This window comes from Thermus sp. KWY1 (assembly GCF_057547025.1).
On record NZ_BAAJPG010000038.1, the window covers coordinates 122,097 to 148,404 of the forward strand.

Below are 26,308 nucleotides of genomic sequence, written 5' to 3' on the forward strand. Positions count from 1 at the left end.
GGGCTTGGCCCCCGCTAAACCCCTGGTAGTATAGCAGACCCGCTAGAGTTCGGGAAGGAGGTCCTTAAGGCCCAGGAAGGGGTGGTGGGTTTCCGGCTCGTGGCCGCAGTCCACCAGGTTGCGGTCCGCCCCGCAGACCGGGCAGAGGCCCTTGCACCCTTCCTGGCAGAGGACGGTGTAGGGCATCTCCGTCACGAACGCCTCGGTGAGGAAGGGGAGAAGGTCCAAGTCGGGCTCGCCAAAGGCGTAGTACTCCTCCTCTTTCTCCTCGTGGAAGACCACCTCTTCCAGGCCTTGCTGGTAGCGGAGGAGGTGCTGGAAGTGGGCGTGGATGGGGGTGGGGGTGGGCTTGAGGCAGCGGCGGCACTCCATGAGGACCACGCCCTCCACCTCACCCGAAAGCCAGTACTCATCCCCTCCTACGGCGGAAACCGCCACCTTCCAGGTGGCTTCTCCTTCCAGGGGGAAGCGCTCCTCGCCTACCCGAAAGGCCTCCCGCACCACGCCTGCGGCGCGGGCCGTGCCCCCTTCCCGCAGGAGGCGGGCCAGGTTGATGCTTGCCACCTCGCAGTGTTCCATCCTTTTAAGTATAGCGCCAAAAGCCCCTTCCTCCTAGGGGGTTGGCATAAAGTTCCCAAGCGGTGCATGGGGTTTTCTGCTAGCATGCCCCCCATGGAGCGGGTGGCCATCCTGGGTGTGCCCATGGACTTAGGCGCAGGCCGGCGTGGGGTGGACATGGGGCCTTCCGCTTTGCGCTATGCCCGGCTGGCGGAGGAGCTCGAGGCCCTGGGTCTGGCGGTGGAGGACCTGGGGGACGTGCGGGTACCCGTGGCGGAAACCCTCAGGCGCAAGGGCTTGCGCCCGAGCGGGGAGAACTACCTGGAGGAGATCCGCCAGGCGGCCCTCGAGCTCAAGGAGCGGCTCCGCTCCCTGCCGGAGGGGGTATTTCCCATCGTGCTGGGCGGGGACCATTCCCTGAGCATGGGTTCGGTGAGCGGGGTGGCCAAGGAGCCCTTGGGGGTGGTCTGGGTGGATGCCCATGCGGACTTCAACACCCCGGAAACCAGCCCTTCGGGAAACATTCACGGCATGCCCCTGGCGGTGCTCTGCGGCCTTGGGCACCCCCGCCTCACGGAGGCCTTCCAGGCGGTGGATCCCAAGAGGGTGGTCCTGGTGGGGGTGAGGAGCCTGGACCCCGGGGAGAGGCGGCTTCTTCGGGAAATGGGGGTTACCGTTTACACCATGCACGAGGTGGACCGCCTGGGGGTAGCCCGCATCGCCGAGGAGGTTTTGGAAAGGCTCGCCGGCCTGCCCCTCCACGTTTCCCTGGACGCCGACGTCCTGGATCCCACCCTGGCTCCCGGGGTGGGGACTCCGGTGCCCGGGGGCCTTTCCTACCGGGAGGCGCACCTTCTTATGGAGATCCTGGCCCAGTCGGGCCGGGTGCGGAGCCTGGACCTGGTGGAGGTGAACCCCATTCTGGACGAGCGTAACCGCACCGCGGAGATGATGGTGGGGTTGGCCTCGAGTCTCCTGGGAAAGCGTATTCTTTAAAGATTGACGCCAAGGTATGTGCTGGCTAGAGTATCCCCATGAAGGCTCGCTGGTGGGTGGGGATCCTTCTCCTATTCCTGGTTTTGGCAGGCTACCTGGTTCTCTCGCCTTACTTTGCCCTGCGAGCGGATGGTGGTTAACCCCTAGCCTGGCTCCGCAGGTACCGTCCCAGCTTCTGCCCTCCGTGGAAGGCCAGGGCGAGGCTTTCCCAGGGAGGTTCCTTTTTGCGGTGAAGAAGGGGGTCCAGGGCCTCCCTGGCCCACTGGCTCACCAGCACGGGAAAGTCCAGCCCCGTTTCCAGGAAGTACTCCTCCGCCTCCCGCCAGGCTCCCTCGCTCCGGCGGAAGAAGGCGGAAAGATCCTTGGGCACAGGGGCTTCCGGCCAGAGGAAGCCGCTCACCACCCCTAGGAGCCAGGCCCCCCGGAGGTCCTTGGGCAAAGCCTGGGCCCCCCGGGCCACGTAGCCCAGGGGATCCTTGTGCAGAAGCTCCCGCGGCAGGTGGGCCAGGGGGTCCTCCATGCTTAGAGTGTAAACCTGAAGTGGGGAAAAAACCCGGGCCCCGGGATACCTTCTGTACCCCAGGGCCCGAAAGAAGGCCCCGGGCTTAGCCCGCGGCCAGGGCGGGGAGAACCGCCCCGGGGATAAGGCCCAGCAGGATGAGGAGAAGGGCCACCCCCAGGGCCACGCTCCGGGCCAAGGGACGGGGATGGGCCTCGGCTGCCCCCTTCTGGAACACGGCCAAGCCCAGGGCCAGGTAGTAGTAGGCGCTCACGGCGCTGGTCACCAGGGCCAGGACCAGAAGCCCCCAGGCCCCCGCCTTGGCGGCCTCGCTGAAGACCAGGTACTTGCCCCAAAAGCCCGCCAGCGGGGGCAGGCCCAGGAGGGAGAGGGAGGAGACGAAGAGGCCAAGGCCCAGGAGGGGGTCCTGGTGGAAGAGGCCCTTTACCCTCTCCAGGGGCACGCGGTCGGGGGAGATCTCCGAGAGCACGGCAAAGGCCAGCCCCGTGGCCAGCACATAGGTGAGGAGGTAGAAGCCCAGGGCCTGCAGGTTCCCCGTGTAAAGGGCCAAGGCCATGTACCCCGCATGGGCGATGGAGCTATAGGCGAGAAGCCGCTTGGCCTCCTTCTGGCCCAGGGCGGCCAGGTTCCCTAGGAGGACGGAGAGGGCGATGAGGAGGGCCAGGGCATCCAGGGCACCCGGTCCCACCACCCGGAGGAGGGCGGCGAAGGCCGCTGCCTTCACCCCCGTGGCCATGAAGAGCACCACCGGGGTGGGGCTACCCTGGTAGACATCCGGGGTCCAGAAGTGGAAGGGAGCCAGGGCCACCTTGAAGCCAAGCCCCACCAGGAGGAGGCCCAGGGCCAGGGCGTAAAGCGGACCTTCGCCAGGGGTTCCCGCCAGGAGGCTTCCCGTGGCTCCGTAGTGGAGGGCGGTGCCGTAGAGGAAGAAAGCGGCCGCCAGGGCTCCCAGAAGGAAGTACTTCAAGGCGGCTTCCAGGCCTTCTCCCCGCCGCCAGGTGGCCAGGGCGTAAAGGGGCAGGGAGAGGGCCTCGAGGGCCACCAGCATCAGGATGAGGTTCTTGGTGGAGGCGAGAAGGTGCATGCCCAGGGTGGCGTAGAGGACCAGGAGGTAGAACTCAAACCGCCGGGTGCGCACCAGCCCCACGGTCCAGAGGGCTCCCAGAAGGGCGAGCAGGGTGAAGACCTGGGAGATGCCGTCCACCTGGTACGGCCCAAAGGCGAAGGGCTTCCCCCAGGTGAAGAGGAGGGAGAGCAGGGCCAGGGAGAGCCCCAGGATGGTGAGGCGCTTGAAAAGGGGCACGGAAACGAAGAAGCCCACAAGGGTGAGGGCTACGGCAAAGGAGCTCAGCACCAGAAGGATCATGCGCCACCTCCAAGGATCTTGGCGAAGGCCTCCGCCAGGGGCTCAAGGCCCTTTACGAAGAACCCGGGGAAGACCCCCATGAGGACCAAAGCGGCCACCGCCAGGAAGGCGAAAGGCCATTCCGCCCCCTTGAGGTCCTCCGCTCCCCTTTGGCCTTCCTCCCAGAAGACCTTCTGGAAGGCGGTGAGGGCGTAGGCGGCTCCGGCGATCACCGAGAGGAAGGCGATGGCGGTGAGCCAGGGGCTGGCCTTGTAGGCACCCAGGAGGGTCATAAGCTCCCCGGGGAAGCCGGAAAGCCCGGGAAGCCCCACCATGGCCAGGAAGAGGAAGAGGGCCAGGGCGCTTAAGCCGGGGGCGCTTTCGGCCAGGCCCCGGAAGCGGCCGATCTCCAGGGTGTGAAGCCGCTCGTAAAGCCGCCCCGCCAGGAGGAAGAGCCCTCCCGTGTACACCCCGCTGGCCGCCAGGAGGTAGAGCCCTCCTAGGGCGCCTTCCGGGGTACCGGAGAAGACGCCCAAGGCGGCCACCCCCATGTGGGAAACCCCGGCGTAGGCCAGGAGGGTTTTGAAGTCCTTGGCGGAGAAGGCCACCCAGGCCCCGTAGAGGGCGGAGAGGGCTCCCAGGAAGAGGAGAAGCCCCTGAAGCTCCGCAAACCCCTCGGGGGCGAGGGGGATGGCGAAGCGGAAGAAGGCGAAGACCCCCACCTTGTAAAGGGTGCCCAGGGCGTCGGCGAGCCCCGAGGGATGGTTTTCCTGGTGGAAGAGGGGGAGCCAGGCGTGCACGGGGAACAAGGGGGTCTTGACGGCGAAGGCCAGGGCGAAGCCCAAAAAGATCCAAAGGGCGGCGCCTCCCTTAACCGGATGGGCCAGGAGGTCCTCGAGGAGGAAGGTGGGGCTACCCCCTAACGCCTTCACCGCCAGGATGGCGGCCAGCATGGGCAAGGAGCCCGCCAGGGTGAAGAGGAGGAAGGTGTAGATGGCCCGGATCCTTCCCTCGCCCCCGTAGAAGAAGAGCATGAGGAGGGCTGGGATTAAGGCCGCTTCGAAGAAGAGGTAGAAGACCAGAAGGTCCCGGGCGGCGAAAAGCCCCAGGAGGAGGCCGGACATGAGAAGGGCAAGCCCCAAAAACCGCCCCTCCACCTTGGCCACCAGGGCCCCCAGGAAGACGGTGAGGCCGATGGTGAGGAAGAAGAGGGCGGAAAGGCCATCCAAACCGAAGGCCCAGTAGACCCCGGCCCCGGGAAGGAGGGGGGCCTGGACCCCATGGGCCACCCCGCCCGGGTGGGTGAGAAAGAGGTAGAGGTTCAAGAGAAAACTCAGGCCCGCTCCCAGGACCCCCAGGGCGCGGGGAAGGCCCAGGAGGAGGAGAAGGCCGAAGAGGATGGGTAGGAGGATCGCCAGGACTACCACCGCATCACCCCCAGCAACACCAGAACGCCCAGCACGAAAAGCAGGGCGTAGACCCTTAGATAGCCGGTCTGCAGGCGGGCGATACCCTGTCCCAGGTTCCGCACCGTCCCGCCCACGCCGAAGTAGCCGCGAAGGAGGCTGCCATCCCCGTAGAAGAGGGCTTCCGCCAGGGCCTTCAAGGGGTTGACGATGAGGGCGTTGTACACCCGGTCGGCGAAGAAGCTTTCCCGGCTCCAGGCCTCAAAGGTGAGGTACCAGCTGGGGAAGGCCTTCCTCTGGAAGAAGGTGTAGCCCAGCCAAAGCCCAAGGAGGGCCACCGCACCCGAGAGGGCGATGAGGCCCCACTCCGCTCCCAGGGACAGGTGGTGGGCTTCCACCTCCGCTAAGGTGGGCTTCAAAAAGGGCTCGAGGAGGTTGGGCAAGGGATAGGGCAGGGCCAGGTACCCCGCCAGCACCGAGCCCAGGGCCAGGAGGTGGTTGGGCCACAGCATCACGGGAGGGGCCTCGTGGGGGTGATGGTGGTGGCCCCGCTCCTCGCCCAGGAAGACCAGGACGAACCAGCGCATGGCGTACATGGCCGTGAGGACCGCTACGAAAAGCGCCCCCAGGTAGAAGCCCAGGCCGCCGAAGGGGTAGGTGAGGGTGGCGGTGAGGATGGCGTCCTTGGACCAGAAGCCGGAGAGCAGGGGCAGGCCCCCCAGGGCCAGGGCCCCGATGAGCCCGTGCCAGCGGGTTAAGGGCAGGTGCTTCCAAAGGCCGCCCATCTTCCGCACATCCTGCTCCCCGCCCAGGGCGTGGATCACGCTTCCCGAGGCCAAGAAGAGGAGGGCCTTGAAGAAGGCGTGGGTGAAGACGTGGAAAAGCGCCACCCAGTAGGCCCCCACCCCCGCCGCCAGGAACATGTAGCCCAGCTGGCTGATGGTGGAGTAGGCCACAATCCTTTTGATGTCGTTCTGGCCGAAGGCGGAAAGGGCCCCGTAAAGGGCGGTGATGAGGCCGATGACGGCGATGGTGTAGGAGACATCGGGAAGGTTGGCGTAGAGGAAGGAGCTACGGGCGATGAGGTAAACCCCGGCGGTCACCATGGTGGCCGCGTGGATCAAGGCGGAAACCGGGGTAGGACCGGCCATGGCGTCGGGAAGCCAGACCATGAGGGGCACCTGGGCGCTTTTGCCCACGGCCCCCAGGAAGAGGAGGAGGCCCGCCAGGGCCAGGAGGCTGGGGTTCTTCAAGGGGCCTTCCAGGGCCTCCCTCAGCTCGCTGATGGAGAGGGTGCCGTAAAGGGCCCACAGGATGGCCATGCCCAGCATGAAGCCCAGGTCGCCGATCCGGTTCACGATGAAGGCCTTGCGGGCGGAGTCGGCGTACTGGGCGTTCTTGTACCAGAAGCCGATGAGGAGGAAGCTGGCCAGGCCCACCCCCTCCCAGCCGATGAACATCACCGGGTAGCTGTCGGCCAGGACCAGGGTGAGCATCATGGCGATAAAGAAGTTGAAATAGGCGAAGAAGCGGCTATAGCCTGGATCCCCGGCCATGTAACCGATGGCGTAGACGTGGATGAGGAAGCCCACCCCGGTGACGACGATGAGCATGAAGCCGGAGAGGTTGTCCAGAAGCAGGCTAAAGGGGATCCCGGGAAGCCATTCCACCTCGTAGCGGGCCCCGCCCGAAAGGAGAAGGCCCACCCCCACCAGGAAGGAGGCCAGGACCAGGGCCGAGGCCAGGACCCCGGGGAGGGGTTCTCTCATCCGTTTTCCGAAAAGCCCCAAAAGGGCAAAGCCCAAGAGGGGAAGGAGGATGGTCAGCAGCAGCATCTTCACCCCCTAAGCTCCGAGAGATCGTCCACCGCGGTGCTCTCCCGGTGGCGGAAGATGGCCACGATGAGGCCCAGACCCACCGCCACCTCGGCGGCGGCGATGGCGATGACCATGAGGGCGGCCACCTGGCCTTCCAGGCCAAGGGCCCGGGCGAAGCCCACCAGGGAGAGGTTGGCGGCGTTGAGCATGAGCTCGATGGAGAGAAAGACCAGGATGGCGGTCCTGCGGGTCAAAACCCCGTAAACCCCCAGGGCGAAGAGGACGACGGAGGCGTACAGGTAGGTCACCGCACCACCTCCTTCTCCTCCTTGCGCTCCTCAGGGCTTAGGGCGTCCAGGGGGCGGGTGGGTTGCACCAGGGCCACCGCCACCACCGTGGCCGCCATGAGGAGGAAGCCCACCGCCAGCAGGACGAAAAGCCAGTCCCCGTACAGGAGGGGCCCCAGGGCCTGGGGCAGACCCCCCTGCAGATCCTTGGTAAAGGCGAGGTTCACTCCCCAAAGGCCCGAGAGGAGGACCAAAGCTACCCCCAGGGCCAGGAGGGCGGCCAGGGGACGGCTTCGCACCAGGGGGTCAAAGCCCACCTCGCCCTGGGCGGCGTAGAGGAGCATGATCACGAAGAGGAAGAGGACCACGATGGCCCCGGCGTACACGATGATTTGGATGAAGCCCAGGAAGCGGGCCTCGAGGGCCACGTAGATTCCGGCCAGGATCAGGAAGTTCCCGATGAGGGCCAAGGCGGCGTGGATGGCGTTTTTCAGGGTGACCACCAGGACCCCGGTGAAAAGGAGGAGCAGGAGGGCCAAGGCTTCCCAGGGGGTCATTTTTTGCCTCCTTTCGTGGGGGCCTTGAACCCCTCCAGCTCCGGGCGGACGTAGGGTACCACGTAGCCGGGCTTCACGGGCTTGCCGGTGATCTTCGCCTCGCGGCGCTGGGGCTTCGTGCCCACCACATCCACCAGCATGTCCTCCTTGCCGTAGATAAGGTCGGAGTACTCGTAGTCGGCCATCTCGAAGTCGTAGCCCAGCACGATGGCCCCGGTGGGGCAGGCCTCCTCGCAAAGCCCGCAGAAGATGCACCGGAGCATGTTGATCTCGTAGACCTTGGCGTAGCGCTCCCCCGCCGAAACCGGGTTCTCCGGGTCGTTTTCCGCGGGCTCCACGTAGATGGCGTAGGCGGGGCAGGCGGCCGCGCATAAGGAGCAGCCGATGCACTTCTCCAGGCCGTTGGGGTGGCGGGTGAGCACATGGCGGCCGTGGAAGCGGGGCTTGAGGGCCACGGGGGCATCGGGATAGGGAACGGTCACCGGCTTGGAGAAGAGGTACTTGAGGGTGATGCCGAGGCTTTGGGCCAGGGCCTTTAGGGTCATGCGCCACCTCCCTTGGATAGCCCCTTGGGGGCTGGCTTGCGGGTGGGTTTGGGGCCGTACATCACCGCTCCCAGAAGGACCAAGAAGGCGGCTAGGGAGAGGTAGAGGAGGTAGGAGCGGGGAAGGTCTAAGGCCACCACCAGGGCGGTCACCAGGAACCAGACCAGGGCCACCGGGAAGAGGAAGCCCCAGCCGAAGCGCAGGAGCTGGTCGTAGCGCAACCGGAACCAGGTGGCCCGGATCCAGATGAAGAGGAAGAGGAAGAAGGCGATCTTGAGGAACATCCAGAGGTAGGGAACCTCCAGGAAGGGCATGGTCCAGCCTCCCAGGAAGAGGGTGGGGATGAGGGCGCTGGCGGTGATGAAGTGGATGTACTCGGTCATCTGGAAGAGGGCCCACTTGATGGAGCTGTACTCCGTGTGGTATCCCCCCACGAGCTCCTGCTCCGCCTCGGGCAGGTCAAAGGGGGTGCGGGCGGCCTCCGCCAGGGCGGCGATGGCGTAAAGGAGGAAGGCGGGGAAGGCGTAGAGGATGAGCCAGCCGTGTTCCTTCTGCCAGTTCACGATGTCGTTCAGGTTCAGGCTCCCCACCAGAAGGACGGGGGAGAGGAGGGCCATGCCCAGCCCCAGCTCGTAGGAGATGAGGCTTGCCGAGGAGCGCAAGGAGCCCAGGAGGCTATACTTGCTCCCGGAGGCCCAGCCCGCCAGGAAGATGCCGTAGATGGCCATCTCGCTCACGGCGAAGAGGTAGAGGAGGCCAAGGTCCAGGTTCAGGACCCAGGGCTGGTAGCCGAAGAAGCTCCCCGGGGGGCCGAAGGGGATGGCCCCGAAGGCCAGGAGGGCGAAGACCACGCCGATCAAGGGAGCCAGGACAAAGAGCACCTTGTCCGCCCGCTCCACCACCAGGTCCTCCTTGAAGATGCTCTTGATGGCGTCGGCCACGGGCTGGAGAAGGCCCGAGGGCCCCACCCGGTTGGGGCCCAGGCGGATCTGGAAGCGGGCGAGAAGGCGGCGCTCGATCAGGGTCATGAAGGCGAAGGCGGTGAGGAGGCCCACCACCACCAGGAGGGCCTTCAAGGCCACCATCCAGTAGGGATCCAAGGGATAGGGGTTCATGCCTCACCTCCCGTGGGAACCAACACCTTGGCCTCCATCCTCCTGCCCGCAAAGGGACCGAGGGCGGAGAGGTAGAGGAAGCCCTGGGGCAGGTCTTCCCGGTGGACCACCTGGGCCAGGACCGGGCCCAAGGGGCCTTCCACCTCCACCCGGGCTCCCTCCAAGAGGGCCTCGGCCTTGGCGGTTTCCGGGTGGACCCAAAGCTCGGGGCGGACGGTCTGGGCCACCTTGCCCGTAAGCTGCCAGGCCCTCCACATGGTGGGCCTAAGGTAGAGCCTTCCCTCCTGGGCCCTGGGCCGCAGGCGTTGGGTGCGGTGGATGAGGAGGCCATTAGGGGCGGGCACCTTTTTCTTGAGCTCCCGCTCCACCTCGAGGCCAAGCCGGAAGGGAGGCCGCACCCCAAGGGCCTCGGCCAGCAGGGCCAGGGCCTGGATGGCGCCCTCCGCCTCGCCGTTTTCGATGGGGGCGGGGTTGAGGGGAAGGACCCGCCCTTCCAGGTTCACCACCTGCCCCCGCTTCTCGTAGAAGGTGGGGGCGGGGAGGACCACATCCGCATACCGCTCCGCCAGGGGGTGGAGGTGGCTTAGGTGCATAACCACGAAGCGTTTGTCCTTTAGGGCCCCTTCCGGGGGTACGAAGCCGTAGTAGGCGTAGGGGCTTCCGGGTTCGTCCCAGGCCGCCCCTTTCTCCCCGGGCCAGACCCCCAGGGCCTCGAGGCCCCGGGCATTCGCCGCCGGGGTCATGGCCAGCACCTTGGCCCCCTTGCGCTCGGCCAAAAGCCTGGCCCTTTCCGCCGCCACCGCATCCTGCAAGACCCCAGCCCCCAGGATGAGGATGGGGTTTTGGGCCTTCTCCCAGGCCTCCTTGGCCTGCTTGACCGCCTCGCTCCCCTCCTTTTCCCCAAGAAGGGCCAGGAGGATCTCCCGCTCCTCCCCAGGGGCATGGACCTCTGCAATGCGGGCCCACTTCATCAAGGGGGCGCGGTAGGGGGCGAAGAGGGCCATCTTGTCGGTGCGGCGGGGCATCCTCTCCTTGATGGAGAGGTCGGCGAAGGGGGTGCCGTGGGCGAACCTGGGGGCGGGCTTGAGGTCCCGCACGAACTCGCTGAGGCGGAGGTGCAGGATGGGGGCTTCCTCCGTGGGATCCCCCAGGACCAGGGCGAAATCGGCCCTGAGGAGGTCCTCAAAGGTGGCGGGCACAAAGAGGCTCGCTGGGGCGGCGGTGCGGCCCTGGAAGTCCAGGTGGGGGGTGTTTAGCCCCCGGGCCAGCTCCGCCGCCATGAGGCCTTCCTCGAGGGTGGCGTCGTGGGGCAGGTAGATGCCCACCTCCTCCTTCCTGGCCCCCTTGAGGCCCTCCCGGATGGCGGCGAAGGCCTCCTCCCAGGTGGCCTCCACCAGCCTTTCCCCTTTCCGCACCAGGGGGTATTTGATCCGGTTCTCGTCCGCCCACTCGTGCCCGAACCGGCCCGCATCGCAAAGCCAGATCTCGTTCACCTCGGGGACTTCCCGGCCCCGGATCCTCAAAAGCTCGCCGCTACGGGTGTCCGCGGTGATCCCGCACCCCACAGGACAGAGGGCGCAGTGGCTTGGGGTTTCCTCCATCTCCCAGTTGCGGGCCCGGAAGCGGGCGGTGAGGTCCAGAAGGGCTCCCACCGGGCAGATGTCGGTGATGTTCCCGGAAAACCCCGAGGGAAGCCCGAAGTCCATGGTGCCGATGAAGGTGTGCACCCCCCGCTCGATGAAGTCCAGGACCTCGTCCCCCGGGATCTCCTCAAAGTAGCGCACGCAACGCTTGCAGTGGATGCACCGCTCCCGGTCCAGCACCACGAAGGAGGAGAGGGGATGGTGCTTGTCCACGTGGCGGCGGGTGAACTCGAAGCGGGTGTAGGTGGGAAGCTCGAGGGGGGCCTTCTGGTAATACTTCTCGTAAAGTCCGTACTCCACCGTTCGGTCCTGGAGCTCGCAGGCTCCCCCCTTGTCGCAGGTGGGGCAGTCCAAGGGGTGGTTGAGGAGGGTGAACTCCACCATCCCCGCCTGGGCCTCCCGCACCACCTCCGAGAGGGTGTCCACCACCATGCCGTCCGCCACGGCGGTGACGCAACTGGCCGCCAGCTTGGGCTGCCAGGCGATCTCGGGCTCTCCCTTCTCGTTCAGGACCGGCTTGCCGTCCGGGCCCCTTTTGGGCAGGCCGATGCGCACCAGGCACATGCGGCAGGCCCCTATGGGGGAGAGGTGCTTTTCCGAGCAGAAGAGGGGCACGTCGTACCCCGCGTGGAAGACCGCGTCCATGACGCTGGTCCCCGGGGGCACCTCCACCATGCGGTCGTTGACCTTGACCTTAACCACCTTCACCTCCAGAGGTTCACCCTGGGCACGGGCTTCTTTTCCCGCACCAGGGCCAGGTACTGGTCCTTAAAGTGCTTCAAGGAGCCTTTCACCGGCCACACCGCCGCATCCGCCAGGGGGCAGAAGCTCCGGCCCTCGATGAGGGGCAGAAGGGCCTCGAGGTTTTCCACGTCCTTCTCCTCCCCCTCCCCGGAGCCGATCTTGGCGAAGAGGTTCACCATGAAGCCCGCCACCCCCTCCCGGCAGGGGGTGCACTTGCCGCAGGACTCGTGGGCGTAGAAGCGGGTCACGTTCCACATGGCGTCCACCATGCTGACCCTCTCCGGGATGAGGATCACGCCTCCGGTGCCCAGCATGGAGCCCTGGGCCTGCAGGTGCTCGTAGCTCATGGGGGTGTCCAGGACCTCATCGGTAAAGGGCAAGGGCGGGGTGGAGGATCCCCCGGGGATGAGGGCCTGGATGGGCTCCAGGGGCCCTCCCGCCCAGTCGTAGATGAGTTCCCGGAAGGTGGTGCCCATGGGAAGCTCATAAACCCCGGGCCGCCTAACCGGGCCGGAGATCTGGTAGAGCTTCATCCCTTTGGACTGCTCGGTGCCCATGCTGGCGAACCAGTCGGCCCCCCGTTCCAGGATGGGCACCACCGAGGCCAGGGTTTCCACGTTGTTGATGGTGGTGGGCTTGCCCCAGAGGCCGGATTGGGCAGGGAAGGGAGGCTTCAGGCGGGGGTTGGCCCTTAAGCCCTCCAGGGAGTTCATGAGGGCGGTTTCCTCCCCGCAGATGTAGGCCCCGGCCCCCCGGTGCACGTGCACGTTAAAGGAAAAATCCGTGCCGAAGAGGTTCTCCCCCAGGTAGCCCCGGGCGCGGGCTTCCCGGATGGCGGCCTCCAGGCGGTCCGCCGCCTTGCGGTACTCCCCCCGCACGTAGATGTACCCCACCGTGGCCCTTATGGCGTAGCCTGCCAGGATCATGCCCTCGAGGAGCAGGTGGGGAACATCCTCCATGATGTACCGGTCCTTGAAGCTACCCGGCTCGGACTCGTCGGCGTTGCAGATCAGGTAGTGTTGCTTCCCATCCTTGGGCATGAAGCTCCACTTCACCCCCGTGGGGAAGCCTGCCCCGCCCCGGCCCCTGAGCCCCGAGCGCTTCACCTCCTCGATGACCTCCTCCGGGGTTTTCTCCTTTAGAACCCGCTTGGCGGTTTCGTATCCCCCGTGTTTCAGGTAGTAGTCCAGGGTCCAGCTTCCCTCCTGGCCCACGTGGGCGTAGAGGGTTTTTTCAAAGCGGGGGTCGCGTCCGGAAACGATGGGCCCGGTCATACCTCCACCTCGTGCACGTGGTGCCCGCATTTGCCGGGAAGCTCGATCTCCTCGAGGCGCTTGCCCGCCTTGAGGCCCTCCAGAAGCGCCTCAAGCCTCGCCCGGGTCACGCATTCCACATAGGGTTCGTCGTTCACCTGCACCACGGGGGCCGTGTGGCAGCTTCCCAGGCACTCCACCTTCTGCACGCTGAAAAGGCCATCCGGGGTTACCTCCCCCGGGCCGATGCCCAGGGTTTCCGTGAGGTAATCCCAAAGCTCGTCGGCCCCGGCCAGCTTGCAGCTTAAGGTGGCGCACACCTGAAGGTGATAGCGCCCTGTGGGTACGAACTGGTAGTAGGAGTAGAAGCTCGCCACCCCCATGACCTCTGTGGCCGTGGTGCCCACCAGCCGGGCGATCTCCTCTATCCGCTCCGGGCGGATCCAGCCCTCCTCCTGCTGCACCCGCCTTAAGAGGGGCATGATGGCGGAGCGTCGCCCCTCCGGTGGATACTTGGCGAAGGTTTCCTCCAGGAAGTCTTGCTTGTCGTCAAAAAACCCCATCTTCCCTTCCCTCCTATCGGTCCACGTCGCCCATGACGGGATCCAGGCTGGCGATGATGGCCACCATGTCGGGCACCTGCTCCCCCTTGCAGGCGTAGGGGAGGCTTTGCAGGTTCACGAAGCTTGGGGCCCGCACCTTGACCCGGTAGGGCATGCTGCCCCCATCGGAAACGATGTAGTAGCCCAGCTCGCCCCTGGCGGATTCCGTGGGCACGTACACCTCCCCCTTGGGGGGATGGAAGCCCTCGGTGTAGTGCTTGAAGTGGTAGATGACCGCCTCCATGGAGGTTTCCAAAAGGTGCCTGGGAGGCGGGGTGATCTGGGGGTTGGGGTCCCGCACCGGCCCTGGTTCCAGCCTCTCCAGGGCCTGCTGGATGATCTTCACCGACTCCCGCATCTCCCGGATGCGGATGATCATGCGGTCGAACACGTCCCCGTGCTCCCCCAAGGGCACATCAAACTGGTAGGTGTCGTAGCCCGCATAGGGGTAGGCCTTGCGCACGTCGTAGTTCACCCCGCTGGCCCTTAAGGAACCTCCGGTGAGGCCCAGGTTGATGGCCACCTCGGGGGGGATGACCCCCACGCCCCGGGCCCGCTCGTAGAAGATGGGGCTTTCCGCAAAGAGGGCCTCGTACTCGTCGATGCGGTGGGGCAGGACCTGCAAAAGCTTTTTAAGCTCGGGCACGAACTCCTCGGGGAGGTCCTCCTTGACCCCGCCGATGCGGATGTAGTTGTGGTGGAAGCGCTGGCCCGTTACCCACTCGAAGAGGTCCAGGATGGTTTCCCGCTCCCGGAAGGCGTAGAAGAAGGGGGTAAGGGCCCCGAGGTCCAGCAGCCCGGTGCCCAGGAAGACCAGGTGGCTGGCCAGGCGGGAAAGCTCGTTCAGGATGATGCGGATGGTTTCGGCCCTTGGGGGTACCACTGCCCCCACCAGCTTCTCCACCGCCAGGGCGTAGGCCAGGTCGTGGGCGAAGGAGTGGAGGTAGTCCATCCGGGGCGTATACGTGATCACCTGCGTATACGTCCGGTACTCCATGTTCTTCTCAAACCCGGTGTGGAGGTAGCCGATGTGGGGAACCAGGTCCAGGACCTCTTCGCCCGATAGGGTCACCACCACTCGCAGCACCCCGTGGGTGGAGGGGTGCTGGGGTCCCACGTTCAGGGTCATGACCTCCGTGCGGAGTTCCTTGGGCTCCTCCGCCACCCTTGGGTCCAGGTCCAGGTAGTCCTTCATTTGACCTCCTTGGCCTTCATGAGATCGGCCCAAAGGGCCCGGTACCCCTTGCGGCTACCGCCCCGGTATAGGGTGAGGCCGGGGTTCTTCCCGGTAAGGGAGGCCCGGAACTCGCTGGGCACGATGAAGCGCCCCTCGCGGAAGAGGGTGGGGGTTTCCCCCAGGGGGAAGTCCTTGCGCAGGGGGTGGCCCTCGAGGTCCTCCGGGGTCAGGATCTTGCGCAAATCCGGGTGGCCTTCAAAGACGATCCCAAAGAGGTCGTAAACCTCCCGCTCCAAAAAGTTGGCGCTTCCCCAGAGGTCGGTGACGGTGGGAAGCCTGGGGTCCTTCTCCGGCACGTAGACCCGGACGAAGAACCGGCTTCCGTCCCCGTCCTGCCACCCGGGAAGGGAGACCAGCTCGTAGACCACGGCGAAGCGCTCCGGGCGGGGGTCGGGGTATTCCAGGTAGTCCAGGCCCACGATGTCCGCCAGGTAGTTAAAGCCCAGGGCCTTGTAGTGGACCATCTCCTCCTTGAAGGCCTCCCTGGGCATCACCACCCAGAGGTTGCCGAGGCCGTTGTCCTCTATGGTGTAGCCCTTGGCCCGGGCTTCTTCCAGCACCCTATTGAGCCGCATACCTCACCCCCTGGCGCGCTTCCAGGCGGCCACGGGGGGAAGCCTCTCGCCCCGCTCGTTGACCGCCTGGCCCCGCACCTTTTTCTGTAGCTGCATCACCGCATAGATGAGGGCCTCGGGGCGCGGGGGGCAGCCGGGCACGTACACGTCCACCGGCACCACCGCGTCCACGTTCTGTACGATGGCGTAGTTGTTGAACATCCCCCCTGAGCTGGCGCAGGCCCCCATGGAGATCACCCACTTGGGGTCGGGCATCTGCTCCCAGACCCGTCGCATGACAGGGGCCATCTTCTTGGAAAGCCGGCCCGCCACGATCATCACGTCCGCCTGGCGGGGGCTTGCCCGGAAGACCTCGCTCCCGAAGCGGGCCAGGTCGTTTCTGGCGTCGGTGGAGGCCATCATCTCGATGGCGCAGCAGGCCAGGCCGAAGGTGGCGGGCCATAGGGAATTGGAGCGCCCCCAGGCCACCAGCTTCTCCAGGGTGGTAAAGAGGATGCCTTCCCGCTCCAGCTCCTGCACGTCCCGCTCAAAGAGGTCCTTCAGTGCCACCGCATCACCCCCTTCCACCACTCGTAGAGGAAGCCCACGAAGAGGAGCAGGGTGAAGGCCGCCACGCCCAGGAAGCCGTACAGGCCGAGCGTGCCTGCGCTCACCGCATAGGGCCAGAGGAAGGCCACCTCCACGTCAAAGAGGATGAACAGCATGGCCACCACGTAGAAGTGGACGGGGAAGCGCTTAACCTCCCCCGCCGGGTCGTTCCCCGACTCGTAGGGCATCAGCTTGGCCTTCCCCGGTTTCTTGGGACCCAGGAGGGCCCCCACCACCAGGGCCGCCACCCCGATGAAAAGGGCCACTCCCAGATAGATCAGGATGCTCACGTACTCCGCGATCGGCGCCAAGGTCCCCTCCTTTCGTGCATCTCTTCACGAGGTGAGGGCCCAAAACCCTCGAGGCCCCCACCTCAGTTCCCGCCCATCTTATCACCCCAGGTGCGGGACAATAGGGGTGGACTACACCGAAGGGGAGGCTAATCGGTGTAAGCCATTTGATTATCGGCTGCTAAGACATTACACCCTGGTGTAGAGAAGGTCCTTGAGCCTCTGGAAATGGGATAGGTCCAGGGCCTCCGCCCGAATATCCGGGGGAAGACCCAGGCTCCTGAGGGCCTCCTCCACCTCCTCCTTGGGGTACCCGGCGGCGGTGAGGGCGTTTTTCAGGGTCTTGCGCCGCTTGGAGAAGGCGGCCTCGAGGAGCTGGAAAAGGGCAGGGTCGTCCGGCACCTTCCTGGGGGTGAGGCGCACCAGGCTGCTCACCACCTTGGGAGGGGGAAAGAAGGCCCCGGGGGGCAGGTCGAAGAGCTTCTCCGCCTGGGCGTGGTAGGCCACCCGCAGGGAGAGGAGGCCGTAGGAAGGGGTATTGGGCCGGGCCACCATGCGTTCGGCCACCTCCTTCTGCACCAGAAAGACCAGGCGGGCAAACCGCCCGGTCCTGAGGAGGCGGGTGACCAAGGGGGTGGCGATGTTGTAGGGGAGATTGGCCACCAGAAGGCTATTTTCCGGCACCTCTTCCCAGGGGTAGGCGAGGGCATCGGCGAAGACCAAATGGACGGGAAGGCCCTTCAGGGTTTCCTCCAGCACGGGCTTGAGCCGCAGGTCCTTTTCGATGGCCGTGACCTGGGCTCCCGCCTCCGCCAGGGCCCGGGTGAGGACCCCAAGGCCAGGCCCCACCTCGTAGACGGGGCCGGTGAAGGGTTTGGCCGCCTCCACGATGCGCCTTAGATGAGCTTCCGAAACCAGAAAGTTTTGCCCCAGGCGCTTGTCGGCGAAAAGCCCGTGGCGTTTCAGGAGTTCCCGTATTCCCTTGGGGGAGGTGAGGTTATTGAGCATGGCTCAGGCGCTTGACCACGGGGTGCAGGGGCTCTTCCTCCGGGAAAAGCTCCAGGTACTCCCCCAGGTCCAGGGCGTCGATGAGGGCGAAGCGTTCCTTTAGCAGGATGCCCTCCTTCATGGGCACATGGCCGTACACGCCGTAGCGGTAGCCCATCCGCTCCACGTAGTCGGGGGTGCGGAACCACCAGGTTTTGGGCTCGCTTTGGGCGTAGAAGAGCTCGTCGTACTCCTGGAGCCAGGGCACAGGCCCCACGTGGGCGAAGTGCACCCCGTGGAAGACCACCTCCCGGGGGAAGCCCGCTATCCAGCTCCTTAGGGCCTCGGGAAGGGGGCGCCCCCCGTGCTCGGGATGGAACTCCAGGTGCTTGAGGTGCTGGTTTCCCAGGATGGGTTCTCCCCTCAGCGCCGCCTCGTCGTGGTTGCCCAGGAGGATGGTCACCTGCCCCTGGGCTGCTTCCTGAAAGGCCTTTAGCCGGAAGAGCTCCCGAATCTGAGCCCCTGCCGCCAGGCGCAGGTGGTTTGGGTCCAGGGGGTCGAAGGGGCTAAGCCCCGTCAGGCGTTCGTAGTCCCTGGGGGTCTTGGGGTGGACCAAGTCTCCCAGGAGGACCAGGTGGGTCTTCCCCGAAAGGAGCTCCTCAGTGGGCTTAAGCCCGGCATCCGCCAGGCCTTCTGCCTTGAGGATCCGCCAAAGGGCGGGGAAGTTGGCGTGAAGGTCCCCGACGGCGACGATTCTCATCCCTTAAGCAGGGCCCTGAGCTCCCCGTAAAGCCGCTTGGTTTCCTCGGGGGTTTTGCCGTAGCCGCCGTACCTGGTAACGATTTTGGCGGCCTCCTTGCCCAGGCCCTTTTCCTTGAGCCTTTCCAGAAGCTGGTCGATGAGCCGGTAGGCCTCGGGCTTTTCCTCCTCGAGGCCCTCCTCCTCGCCAGGGGAGGGTTCGGGCAGCTTGGGTGGGGTGAAGCGCCCCTTTTCCGGGTCGTAGTCCACCCACTGTTTCTCGAGGCGGTAGAGGTACCGGCCCACCCCGAACTTCACCGCAGCCCTCTTCAAGGCATCAGAGAAGGCCGCCTTCAGGGAATCCCCTTCCCCCACGTCCTCCTTGGTCACCCCCAGGACTGTGAGGCGGCACTTCACCTCCACCAGGCGTTCCCGCCGCTCCCCCTGCTCATCCCTCACCGCACGTTCGGCGTCGGCCAGCACCTCGTAGGCGTCCTGCCACCCCTCGGGGCCCACCACCCGGTCCAGCCGGTCCAAAACGGTGCGGGCATCCACATAGGGAACCACCAGGGCGCGTTTTTTATCCCGGGAGAGGGCCTCGATGCGCCACTGCACCTCGCCGGGGGGGAAGGGTTCGGAGAGTTTTTGCCAGACTTCGTCCATAGCTAAAGTGTACTTTAGGCCACCCTCAGGGGTTAGGGGAAAGGATGGGTTAGGCTAAGGCCATGCGCAGGATATTCGGGATGCTACCCTTGCTGGTTCTGGCCTGGGCCCTCGAGGTGAATCCCTCCGGCTCCATGGAACTCCGCATCACCGCCACCCTCTCCTTTAACCTTTTCCCCCAGGCGGTGGTGGTGGAGCGCCTCCCGGAGCCCCAAGGGCTCGTGGTGGTTTACCGCTACTCCCAGGCGGAGGCCATCTTCCGCTACCACGACGAGGACCTCCGCCGCCGGGGCTGGGTGCGGGTCAAGTACGAGGTGAAGAAGGACGAGTGGAAAGCGGAGTACAAGAAGGGTAAGGCCAAGGCCAAGCTTTCCGTGAAGGACAAGAAGGGCCGGGTGGAGGTGCGGCTTAAGGAAGGGGACTAGACAAGGCCAAAGCCCCCCGCTACCATATAGGGCGCGTGGGGCCGTGGCGCAGCTGGGAGCGCGCCTGAATCGCACTCAGGAGGTCACGGGTTCGAGTCCCGTCGGCTCCACCAGAAAAACCTCCCGCCTGGGCGGGAGGTTTTTGCTTGGCGCTTCCTAGTAGCCGGTGGCCGAGCTCGGGTTCAAGAGGGGATGAAGGCCCTGGGGGGCCATGGTAACCCGGGCGGGCTGGACGAAGCCCAGGGGTAAGGGGGTTGGGTCAATGGTGGCCACGGCGGAGAGCACCTTGGTGTTGCTGGAATCGTAGTAGAGAGGATAGTCGTTGGGGCCGGGCACCAGCACCGAGGAGCAGGCGATGGTCACGTCGGTCATGCCCTGGGTGATCTGGTGGGGGCGCAAGGAGGCCTGGGGCAGGGTGTTGTAACCGCAGTCCACTGCCTGGCCGGTGTTGGTCATCACCGCTCCCATCTTGCCCAGGAAGTCGTTCTCCAGGGTGATGGCGTCGTAGTAGCCCTGCCACTCCCCGATGAAGACCACCCGCCCGCCCTCGGAGGCGAACTGCTTGAACACGTTGATCTCCCCGTTGGTGAAGGTCTGCCTGGGGTTCCAGAGGAAGATGACCTTGACGTCTGCGGGGAGGGCGGTGATGGAGCCTGCGGTGGATCCCAGTTCCTCTATGGCAAACCCTTCCCCAGCGATGATGCTCCGCATGGTGGAGAGGTTACTGTCGTTGCACTCCCCGGTGCCGCCGCAGACCGAATCCCTCCCGCGGTCAAAGAGGACCTTGGTGCCGGTTCCCCGGGGGCCGGAGGTGGTGTAGTTGACGAGGTTCTTCACCATGAGCTTGTTGTTATCGTTGGCCATACCGGTGTTGTCGAAGGGGTTGATGTCGTTGAAGACCACGATGTCCTTGCCCGGGGGTGGGGGGGTGGTGCCGCACCGGTTCACGACGAACTCCACGTGCCCCTGGGCCTCGTTGAAGTTGTAGCTTGGGGTCATGAGGAAGGCGTGGCCGGCCACGTGCAGGCTGTCCCCGGGGTTGGCCCCTAGGTCGGCCAGGGCGAAGGCGTAGGTGAAGGTGCCCACGTAGGGATCGTGTACCGCCTGGGCGGGGAAGTCCCACCAGTTGCCGGGAGCGGAAGTGCCCGCGTAGGCATGGCTTTCCGTAAGTTGCCAGGGCGAAACCCCGGAAAGCCGCACGAAGAGGGTGTCCTGGGTGTTCCACACCAAGAGGGTACCCACCTGGCCCAGAGGGGTCTCCGTCACTTTTCCACAAGCCTGTGCGGGGTCGCCCCCGGCGTCGTCCCGTGGTCCTGGAACCGCCATGTTGGGCTTGACCCCCTGGGGGCTGGAACAAGCGCCCAACGCCGCCACCAACGCCACAATACCCAAACGCCAATGCCGAGAAATGCCCATACGAATACGCCTCCAATCCGGTCCAATGAGACCAGGATTAGGGTAAACCCGACCCAGCGTTACAGGGCCGTTACAACGTTACCGGCTTTCTAAGAGCCAGTTCACCAGGGCGTTCACCACGTCGTTATCCGCCAGGAGCTCTGGGGCTTCCACCACCTTTTGGAAGAAGGAGCGGACCATTTCCAAGGTGGGGTTCTTCAGCAGTTCCTGGACGCTCTTTCCCGCATAGGGACCCTGGGGGAGGGGGGCGGTGAGCCGGGCGCTGGTGGCCAGAGGGGCAGCCTCCTTGAGAGCCTCCAGGGTCCTTTCCAGAAGGAGCCGGTCCCCATCCGGACCCAGGGTTTCCCTGGGGGTGAGGAGGAGGTTCCCGGAAAGGTCCCGCACCTCGAGGCCCAGGGCATAAAGCTTCCGGGCCAGGCTTTCGGGACCCACCTCGAGGGGGATGAGGGCCTGGGCCTCGCCGTAGCGTACCTCCAGCACGTACCTCCCTGGCTCGGGGAGGCTGACCGCAGGGGCCACCTCCTCGAGGGCGGCGGTGAGGGGAGGGAAGCCCAAGGGCTTCTTCTCCTGGGCCACCAGGGCACCTTCTTTGTAGAGGAGGGTTTGCAGCTCGTGCCGGGGAAGGTAGGGGCTTCCCGTGAGCTTGACCTCGGGGAAGACTGCTTCCCCAGCGTGGAAGGGCCTGGCCTCCAGGTCCCCGGGGATCAGGGCAAGCTTTTTCACCTCCAGAGCAAGCCTTCCCTCTTCCTGATGCAGGCTCCTCCTTGCCGCCTGGGCCAGGGGATGCCGGGGATGGGTTTCCAGAAAGGCTTGGTAAAGCCCCTTGGCCGGAAGCCCTACCCGTTCCGCCAAGTAGGCCTGGAAGAAAAGGGCCAGGGGCTCAGTTCGCCCCTCCAGGTCCTTTAGGGCCTCGGGGAAGTCCTCCCCCTGGTCCAGCCTCAGGGCCCGGTCGTAGGCGGCCTTGGCCCCCAGGAAGTCCCCGTAGATAGCCTTGAACAGGCCCAGGTTGTAGTAGGCGGTGGCGTTGGGCATGAGCTCCACCGCCCGCTTTGAGGCCAGGATGGCCCTGGGGAGATCCCCCGTGAGGTAGTAGGCCCAGCCCAGGTTGGTCCAGTAAAGCCAGTAATCCGGCCTGAGCCGGATGGCCTTTAGCAGGGCATCCCTGGCTTCCTCTCCTTTTTCGTCGGCGAAGGCGGCGAAGCTCACCTCTTCCCACGCCAGGGGCAGTTCGGGGAAGGCTTGGGCCAGGGTGCGGGCCGCTTCCTTCCAGCGGGGGTCCTCGAGGGTCCTAAAGACCAGTTCTGCGGCGGTCTTTTCCAGGACATCCCCCTTCAGTAGGGTTTCCGCCAGCTTGAGGGCTTCCTCCCGCTTGCCCTGGGAGAGGAGGGCGAAGGCCTGGTAGGCGGGGGGGAGCTTCCCTTGCCAGAGAAGGAGGAGCCTTTCCGGAAGAATCCCCTCTAAAAGCCCGCTTCCCCGCCCCTCCTTGAGGTCCAGGGCGGATTGATGGAGGGGATCGGGGTTTTCCCCGTGGGCCAGGGCCCTGAGCTCCTCCTCGGAGAGGGAGGGGTGGGGTAGGGGACTGAACTTTTGAGCCAGTCCCTCCCCTTGGAGCCAGAGCCAGGCTAGGTCCGGGGTGGCGAACCGCCCCTCCTTGACCCCATCCTTCCGGGCCAGGAAGAGCCTTAGGCCCCCTTCCTCCTGTTTGCCCAGGAGGACCCATTCGGCCCCCGTGGCCGCCTGGGCCAGCCGGGCCCCCGCCCGGGTGTAAAGCCCTCCCGTCAGGTCGTAGCTGCTCCGCCAGGGCAGGTCGGGAAGGAGAAGGGCCAGAAGGGTGGGGGGAGGGGCCTTGAGGCCTTGGGCGAAGGCCTGGGCCAGGCGGAAGCCCTGGGGGCCTTCAAAGGGCAGGACCAGCCCTTGGGCCAGGCCGAGCCCCAGGAGAAGGAGAAGGGCGAGGAAGCGCCTTGGGGTCACCATGGACGCATTCTAGCGCCTTTCCTTGAGAACCATATAAGCGAAGCGGAAAAGCCTGGGGGCCCTTTTCCAACGCTTGGGGTCCAGGCCCACCCGGAGAAGCCACTCCAGGCCGAGCCTCTGCGCCCAGGCCGGGGGGCGTCGGGCCTCGCCGGCCAGCACGTCCAGGGTGCCCCCCACCCCCATGGCTACCTTGGCCTTCAGGTGGGCCTTGTGCCGGTGGATGAAGGTTTCCTGCCTTTCCCCCATGCCCACCAGGAGGAGGTCCGGGGCCTTTTGCCGGATCTCCTCCACCACCCCTTCCTCCTCCTGGAAGTAGCCGTGGTGGTACCCTACCACCTCCGCCCCGAGCCGCCTGGCCTCGAGGGCCGCCCGCTCCGCCACCCCGGGCCTGCCCCCCAGGAGGTAGACCCGGATACCGGAGAAGCGGCTTAGAAGGGTCAGGGTGAGGTCCACCCCGGTGACCCGCTCCTTAAGTTCCAGGCCCAAAAGCCTTTTGGCAGCCCAGAGGATGCCCACCCCATCCGGGGTTACCAGCTCCGCCTCGAGGATGGCTTGCCTGAGGGCCTGGTCCTCCTGGGCCCGCACGGCGATCTCCGGGTTCAGGGTGACCACCTGGTGGGTGCCTTCCTCCTTTAGGAAGCCCTGGATTCGGGCCAGGGCTTCCTCCATTCCCACAGGGTCCAGGGGAAGGCCCAAGAGTTCTACCCGTTCCATGCCACAAACCTCTGGGCGTAGCGGTCCTGGGTCAGGCCGAACTCCACCTTGGGGAAGAAGCGCACCCCGGCAAGCCTGGGTACCACGGGATCCACCCCGATGAGGCTTGCCCGCGCCAGCTCCTCCGTGCGCCCCTCCTTGTGAAGGGCCTGGCCCTCCGGGCTTTGGAAGAGGGCCTCCTGGGGATCAGGGAAGGCCTTGAGGAGGGCGGTGGCCAGGGTGGTGGGGCCATCGGGGGAGAGGCGCTTCTGCAAGAAGCCGGCCGCCACCACCGCCGAGAGCAGGGGCTCCGGGGCCCCGGAGGGTCGGAGCACCAGCCCCTTTAAGCCGCGAAGGGGTTCCAGGACTGCTTTGGCGTTGCGAAACCCCGCCACGTACACCTCCTCCTCCCCGGGCAGGAGGCTGGCGTTAAGGAGGGGAGCCACCAGGATGGCCTTTTTCCCCGCCACAGGGGTGCTTTCCAAGTCCATCAGGGAAAGCCGGCCGTGGAAGCCCTCGGGAGGGAAGCCTTCCACCTCGCCCAGGAGAAGGACCCCTTGTCCCAGTTCCTGGGCCAGAAGGCGGGCCACCTTGGGCCCTGGGGCTACCCAGACCTCCAAGGCTCCTTGGGCCAGGAGCTGGGTGAGGAGGCTCCCTGCGGGGAGGACCTCCACCAGGACCAGGGGGCCGCGGGCCGGCGTAAGGCAAAGGTCAACCCGGCACACCCCGCCATGATACCCTAGCCTGGGCGTATGCGGCTTAAGGACTTGGGCGAGCGGGCGCTTCTTGGGAAGCTTGCCCCCATCGGCTATCCCCCAGGGGCTCCCCTGCCTCCCGGGGATGATGCCGGGGGGGTTTGGGTGGGGGAGGTAGCCTGGCTTTTGAAGACGGATGGCTTTCTCTACCGGGAAGTGGCCCTCCTGGGGATGGGGCCCTTTGAGGTGGGCTTCCGGGGGGTGGCGGCCACGGCTTCCGACCTTCTTTGCAAGATGGGAAGGCCCCTGGGCTTTACCCTAGGGCTTTTTCTGCCCCCGGATTTGGAGGAGGACTTTGCCCTTGAGCTGGTCAAGGGTGCGGCGGAGGCGGCAGGGCGGCTTGGAGCCGTGCTCCTTGGGGGGGACACCAACGCCGGCGAGGAGGTGGCCCTCACCGTTTCCGGCTTCGCCCAGGCGGAGGTTCCCTTACCCCGGAGGGCCCTTCCAGGGGACCTCCTCTACCTGGCCGGGGACCGCTGGGGCAGGACGGGGGCGGCCATACAGGCCCACTACCAGGCCCGGGACCTGGGGGCATATCCGAAGATCCGGGAGGCGGCCTTCTACCCTTTGCCCCGGCTGGAACTCTTAAGCCTCAAGGGCCTCCTCCGGGGTGGCTTAGACTCCTCGGATGGTCTGGCGGAAACCCTTTGGCAACTTTCCGAACAGGGGGTGCGGGTGGACCTCGAGGCCCTTCCCCTTTACCCCGATGTGCTGGCCTTCGCCGGGGATGAGGCCCTAGCCCATGAGCTGGTCCTTTACGGGGGAGAGGAGTTTGAGGCGGTGCTGGCGGTTCCCCCGGAGCAGGAGGCCCAGGTCCTGGCCCGAGCGGAGGAGGCGGGGCTTCCCCTTTTTCGCGCCGGACAGGTGTCCGAGGGGGAGGGGGTGTACTTCCTGGGCGCACCCGTAAAGCGGCGGGGTTACGCCCACTTCTAGCTATACTTGACCCATGCGGGCCTTTAAGGCGCACCTCCGGGGTATCTCCCCCTATCCCTACAAGAAGGTGGAGGCCCCGGTGAAGCTGGACCAGAACGAAAGCCCTTTTGACCTTCCCCAGGCCCTGAAGGCGGAGGCCCTGCGGCGCCTGGCCCACCTTCCCTGGAACCGGTACCCGGAGATCCACGCCGAGGCCCTGCGGCAAAGGCTTGCCGCCCGGGTGGGATGGCCGGAGGAGGGCATCGTCCTGGCACCGGGTTCCAACCTCCTCATCATGGCCCTGGCGGTGGCGGCGGCGGAGGTTTTGGATGTAAGCCCCTCCTTTCCCCACTACGCCCATGCCGCCCGGGTGACGGGAACCCCTTACCGGGCCATACCCCTGGAGGCAAGGGAGGAAGGATTCGCTTTCCCTTTGGAGGAGCTTCTTTCCGCCTTCCAGGGCGGGGTCTTCTTCCTTCCCAACCCCCACGCCCCCACGGGGACCCTTTTCCCCGAGGAAGCCCTTTGGGCCTTGGCCGAGAGGGCCAAGGAGGTGGAGGGGCTACTGGTGGTGGACGAGGCCTACCGGGAGTTTGCGGGCACGGACTTTAGCCCCTTGGGGCGGGGAAACCCCCATGTGGCCTTCTTGCGCACCTTTTCCAAGGCCTTCTCCCTGGGAGGGGTGAGGGCGGGTTATTTGTTGGCCTCGCCGGAGGTGGCCGCCCTTGTCCGCGAGGTGCTTCCTCCCTTTGTCCTTCCCGCCCACACCGGGACCATTCTGGAGGTGGTCCTGGAAAACCCCGGCTACGTGGAGGCGGTGGCGGCCCAGGTGCGGGCTGAGCGGGAGCGGGTTTATGCGAGGCTTAGGGGCCATCCCACCTGGCAGCCCTATAGGAGCCACACCAACTTCCTGTTGGTGCGGACCCCGGATGCCGAGGAGGCCTTCCGCCACCTTCTCGCCCAGGGGATACTGGTGCGAAGGCAGGACCACTACCCAGGCCTTTCAGGGTGCATCCGGGTCACGGTGGGCTCCAAGGAGGAGATGGACGCCTTTTTGAAGGCGGCCTTTGAGGTGGCCTATGCGTGAGGCTTCCGTGGAACGGGCGACCGCAGAAACCTGGGTGCGGGTGCGCCTGGGCTTGGATGGACCCCCTGGGGGTAAGGTGGTCACGAGCCTTCCCTTCCTGGACCATATGCTCCTCCAGCTCCAGCGCCACGGGCGTTTTCTCCTGGAGGTGGAGGCCAAAGGGGACCTCGAGGTGGACGTGCACCACTTGGTGGAGGATGTGGGCATCACCCTGGGCCAGGCCTTAAGGGAGGCTTTGGGGGAGGGAAGGGGCGTGGAACGCTACGCCGAGGCCTTTGCCCCCATGGACGAAACCCTGGTGCTTTGCGTCTTGGACCTCTCGGGAAGGCCCCACCTGGAGTACCGTCCGGAGGAGTGGCCCGTGGTGGGGGAGGCGGGTGGGGTGAACCACTACCACCTCCGGGAGTTCCTAAGGGGGCTCGTTAACCACGGCCGCCTCACCCTGCACCTTCGGCTTCTTTCCGGCAGGGAGGCGCACCATGTGGTGGAGGCCAGCTTCAAGGCCCTGGCCCGGGCCCTACACCGGGCGACCCGGATCACGGGGGAGGAGCTTCCCAGCACCAAGGGGGTGCTCTAGGGC

General features: G+C 65.8%; 28 protein-coding genes and 1 tRNA gene. 6 read left to right on the top strand and 23 right to left on the bottom strand.

Annotated elements, in window-relative coordinates; translation table 11 throughout:
* Window positions 1–42: 42 nt before the first annotated feature.
* Window positions 43–579 (bottom strand): DUF177 domain-containing protein, encoded by a 537-nt coding sequence (locus AC27GT_RS10560; RefSeq protein WP_487224129.1) that lies wholly within the window; start codon window positions 577–579, stop codon window positions 43–45.
* Window positions 580–663: 84 nt separating this feature from the next.
* Between AC27GT_RS10560 and rocF the strand changes: the two genes are divergently transcribed.
* Window positions 664–1,554, top strand: coding sequence for an arginase (rocF, locus tag AC27GT_RS10565; protein ID WP_487224130.1), 891 nt, complete (start codon window positions 664–666; stop codon window positions 1,552–1,554).
* Window positions 1,555–1,690: 136 nt separating this feature from the next.
* Here the strand turns inward: rocF and AC27GT_RS10570 are convergent, their stop codons facing one another.
* The 18 genes from AC27GT_RS10570 to AC27GT_RS10655 all read right to left on the bottom strand — a co-directional run bounded on the left by AC27GT_RS10570 (window position 1,691) and on the right by AC27GT_RS10655 (window position 18,466).
* Window positions 1,691–2,074 (bottom strand): hypothetical protein, encoded by a 384-nt coding sequence (locus AC27GT_RS10570; protein ID WP_015716505.1) that lies wholly within the window; start codon window positions 2,072–2,074, stop codon window positions 1,691–1,693.
* Window positions 2,075–2,159: 85 nt separating this feature from the next.
* Complete coding sequence (locus AC27GT_RS10575; protein WP_015716506.1) at window positions 2,160–3,440, bottom strand: NADH-quinone oxidoreductase subunit N; 1,281 nt, start codon at window positions 3,438–3,440, stop codon at window positions 2,160–2,162.
* Window positions 3,437–4,846 (bottom strand): complex I subunit 4 family protein, encoded by a 1,410-nt coding sequence (locus AC27GT_RS10580; protein ID WP_015716507.1) that lies wholly within the window; start codon window positions 4,844–4,846, stop codon window positions 3,437–3,439. Before AC27GT_RS10580 ends, AC27GT_RS10575 begins: the two co-directional genes overlap by 4 nt.
* Entirely contained in the window at window positions 4,840–6,660 is a 1,821-nt protein-coding gene (gene nuoL, locus AC27GT_RS10585) for an NADH-quinone oxidoreductase subunit L (RefSeq protein ID WP_015716508.1), read from the bottom strand. Before nuoL ends, AC27GT_RS10580 begins: the two co-directional genes overlap by 7 nt.
* Window positions 6,661–6,662: 2 nt before the next feature.
* Window positions 6,663–6,950, bottom strand: a complete 288-nt coding sequence (gene nuoK, locus AC27GT_RS10590; RefSeq protein WP_015716509.1) for an NADH-quinone oxidoreductase subunit NuoK — start codon at window positions 6,948–6,950, stop codon at window positions 6,663–6,665.
* Window positions 6,947–7,486, bottom strand: a complete 540-nt coding sequence (locus AC27GT_RS10595) for an NADH-quinone oxidoreductase subunit J family protein (protein WP_038031320.1) — start codon at window positions 7,484–7,486, stop codon at window positions 6,947–6,949. Before AC27GT_RS10595 ends, nuoK begins: the two co-directional genes overlap by 4 nt.
* Window positions 7,483–8,031 carry an NADH-quinone oxidoreductase subunit NuoI gene (gene nuoI / locus AC27GT_RS10600; RefSeq protein WP_126178494.1) on the bottom strand — a complete coding sequence of 183 codons (549 nt, stop codon included), beginning with the start codon at window positions 8,029–8,031 and terminating at the stop codon, window positions 7,483–7,485. Before nuoI ends, AC27GT_RS10595 begins: the two co-directional genes overlap by 4 nt.
* A complete protein-coding gene (nuoH, locus tag AC27GT_RS10605; RefSeq protein ID WP_038031324.1) occupies window positions 8,028–9,146 on the bottom strand; it encodes an NADH-quinone oxidoreductase subunit NuoH in 1,119 nt (372 codons plus the stop codon). The genes nuoI and nuoH overlap by 4 nt, the downstream gene beginning before the upstream one ends.
* Window positions 9,143–11,491: an NADH-quinone oxidoreductase subunit NuoG gene (gene nuoG, locus AC27GT_RS10610; RefSeq protein ID WP_487224131.1), complete on the bottom strand. Its 2,349-nt coding sequence runs from the start codon at window positions 11,489–11,491 to the stop codon at window positions 9,143–9,145. The genes nuoH and nuoG overlap by 4 nt, the downstream gene beginning before the upstream one ends.
* A 2-nt stretch (window positions 11,492–11,493) precedes the next feature.
* Window positions 11,494–12,807, bottom strand: coding sequence for an NADH-quinone oxidoreductase subunit NuoF (gene nuoF, locus AC27GT_RS10615; protein WP_038071561.1), 1,314 nt, complete (start codon window positions 12,805–12,807; stop codon window positions 11,494–11,496).
* Complete coding sequence (nuoE, locus tag AC27GT_RS10620) at window positions 12,804–13,349, bottom strand: NADH-quinone oxidoreductase subunit NuoE (protein WP_038071562.1); 546 nt, start codon at window positions 13,347–13,349, stop codon at window positions 12,804–12,806. The genes nuoF and nuoE overlap by 4 nt, the downstream gene beginning before the upstream one ends.
* A gap of 13 nt (window positions 13,350–13,362) precedes the next feature.
* Window positions 13,363–14,583: an NADH dehydrogenase (quinone) subunit D gene (gene nuoD / locus AC27GT_RS10625; protein ID WP_038071566.1), complete on the bottom strand. Its 1,221-nt coding sequence runs from the start codon at window positions 14,581–14,583 to the stop codon at window positions 13,363–13,365.
* Window positions 14,580–15,200, bottom strand: coding sequence for an NADH-quinone oxidoreductase subunit C (locus tag AC27GT_RS10630; RefSeq protein WP_126164536.1), 621 nt, complete (start codon window positions 15,198–15,200; stop codon window positions 14,580–14,582). Before AC27GT_RS10630 ends, nuoD begins: the two co-directional genes overlap by 4 nt.
* A 3-nt stretch (window positions 15,201–15,203) precedes the next feature.
* A complete protein-coding gene (locus AC27GT_RS10635; RefSeq protein ID WP_487224132.1) occupies window positions 15,204–15,749 on the bottom strand; it encodes a NuoB/complex I 20 kDa subunit family protein in 546 nt (181 codons plus the stop codon).
* Window positions 15,740–16,099 carry an NADH-quinone oxidoreductase subunit A gene (locus tag AC27GT_RS10640; RefSeq protein WP_019551172.1) on the bottom strand — a complete coding sequence of 120 codons (360 nt, stop codon included), beginning with the start codon at window positions 16,097–16,099 and terminating at the stop codon, window positions 15,740–15,742. The genes AC27GT_RS10635 and AC27GT_RS10640 overlap by 10 nt, the downstream gene beginning before the upstream one ends.
* A gap of 168 nt (window positions 16,100–16,267) precedes the next feature.
* Complete coding sequence (gene rsmA / locus AC27GT_RS10645) at window positions 16,268–17,086, bottom strand: 16S rRNA (adenine(1518)-N(6)/adenine(1519)-N(6))-dimethyltransferase RsmA (RefSeq protein ID WP_487224133.1); 819 nt, start codon at window positions 17,084–17,086, stop codon at window positions 16,268–16,270.
* Window positions 17,076–17,825, bottom strand: coding sequence for a metallophosphoesterase (locus AC27GT_RS10650; RefSeq protein WP_219760039.1), 750 nt, complete (start codon window positions 17,823–17,825; stop codon window positions 17,076–17,078). Before AC27GT_RS10650 ends, rsmA begins: the two co-directional genes overlap by 11 nt.
* On the bottom strand, window positions 17,822–18,466 hold the full coding sequence (locus tag AC27GT_RS10655) for a Rad52/Rad22 family DNA repair protein (RefSeq protein WP_487224134.1): 645 nt from the start codon (window positions 18,464–18,466) through the stop codon (window positions 17,822–17,824). The genes AC27GT_RS10650 and AC27GT_RS10655 overlap by 4 nt, the downstream gene beginning before the upstream one ends.
* A gap of 80 nt (window positions 18,467–18,546) precedes the next feature.
* Here AC27GT_RS10655 and AC27GT_RS10660 point away from each other — a divergent pair, with 80 nt between their 5' ends.
* A complete protein-coding gene (locus AC27GT_RS10660; RefSeq protein ID WP_487224152.1) occupies window positions 18,547–18,891 on the top strand; it encodes a hypothetical protein in 345 nt (114 codons plus the stop codon).
* Window positions 18,892–18,928: 37 nt separating this feature from the next.
* A tRNA-Ala gene (locus tag AC27GT_RS10665) sits at window positions 18,929–19,004 on the top strand.
* 43 nt (window positions 19,005–19,047) lie between these two features.
* Here AC27GT_RS10665 and AC27GT_RS10670 read toward each other — a convergent pair.
* From AC27GT_RS10670 to AC27GT_RS10685, 4 genes are all read right to left on the bottom strand, one after another.
* The gene (locus AC27GT_RS10670) at window positions 19,048–20,157 is read right to left on the bottom strand and encodes a motility-associated ABC transporter substrate-binding family protein (protein ID WP_487224135.1); all 1,110 of its coding nucleotides are present in this window, start codon (window positions 20,155–20,157) and stop codon (window positions 19,048–19,050) included.
* Between the two features lie 228 nt (window positions 20,158–20,385).
* Window positions 20,386–22,281, bottom strand: coding sequence for a hypothetical protein (locus AC27GT_RS10675; RefSeq protein ID WP_487224136.1), 1,896 nt, complete (start codon window positions 22,279–22,281; stop codon window positions 20,386–20,388).
* Between the two features lie 9 nt (window positions 22,282–22,290).
* Entirely contained in the window at window positions 22,291–22,995 is a 705-nt protein-coding gene (locus AC27GT_RS10680; RefSeq protein WP_487224137.1) for a WecB/TagA/CpsF family glycosyltransferase, read from the bottom strand.
* Window positions 22,983–23,699: a 2-phosphosulfolactate phosphatase gene (locus AC27GT_RS10685; RefSeq protein WP_487224138.1), complete on the bottom strand. Its 717-nt coding sequence runs from the start codon at window positions 23,697–23,699 to the stop codon at window positions 22,983–22,985. Before AC27GT_RS10685 ends, AC27GT_RS10680 begins: the two co-directional genes overlap by 13 nt.
* A 27-nt stretch (window positions 23,700–23,726) precedes the next feature.
* On the opposite strand from AC27GT_RS10685, the gene AC27GT_RS10690 reads away from it, so the two are divergent.
* From AC27GT_RS10690 to hisB, 3 genes are read left to right on the top strand one after another with little or no spacing between them, the layout of a single operon-like run.
* Entirely contained in the window at window positions 23,727–24,662 is a 936-nt protein-coding gene (locus AC27GT_RS10690) for a thiamine-phosphate kinase (protein WP_487224139.1), read from the top strand.
* Window positions 24,663–24,675: 13 nt separating this feature from the next.
* Entirely contained in the window at window positions 24,676–25,728 is a 1,053-nt protein-coding gene (locus AC27GT_RS10695) for a pyridoxal phosphate-dependent aminotransferase (RefSeq protein WP_487224140.1), read from the top strand.
* The gene (hisB, locus tag AC27GT_RS10700; protein ID WP_487224141.1) at window positions 25,721–26,305 is read left to right on the top strand and encodes an imidazoleglycerol-phosphate dehydratase HisB; all 585 of its coding nucleotides are present in this window, start codon (window positions 25,721–25,723) and stop codon (window positions 26,303–26,305) included. Before AC27GT_RS10695 ends, hisB begins: the two co-directional genes overlap by 8 nt.
* Window positions 26,306–26,308: the final 3 nt, after the last annotated feature.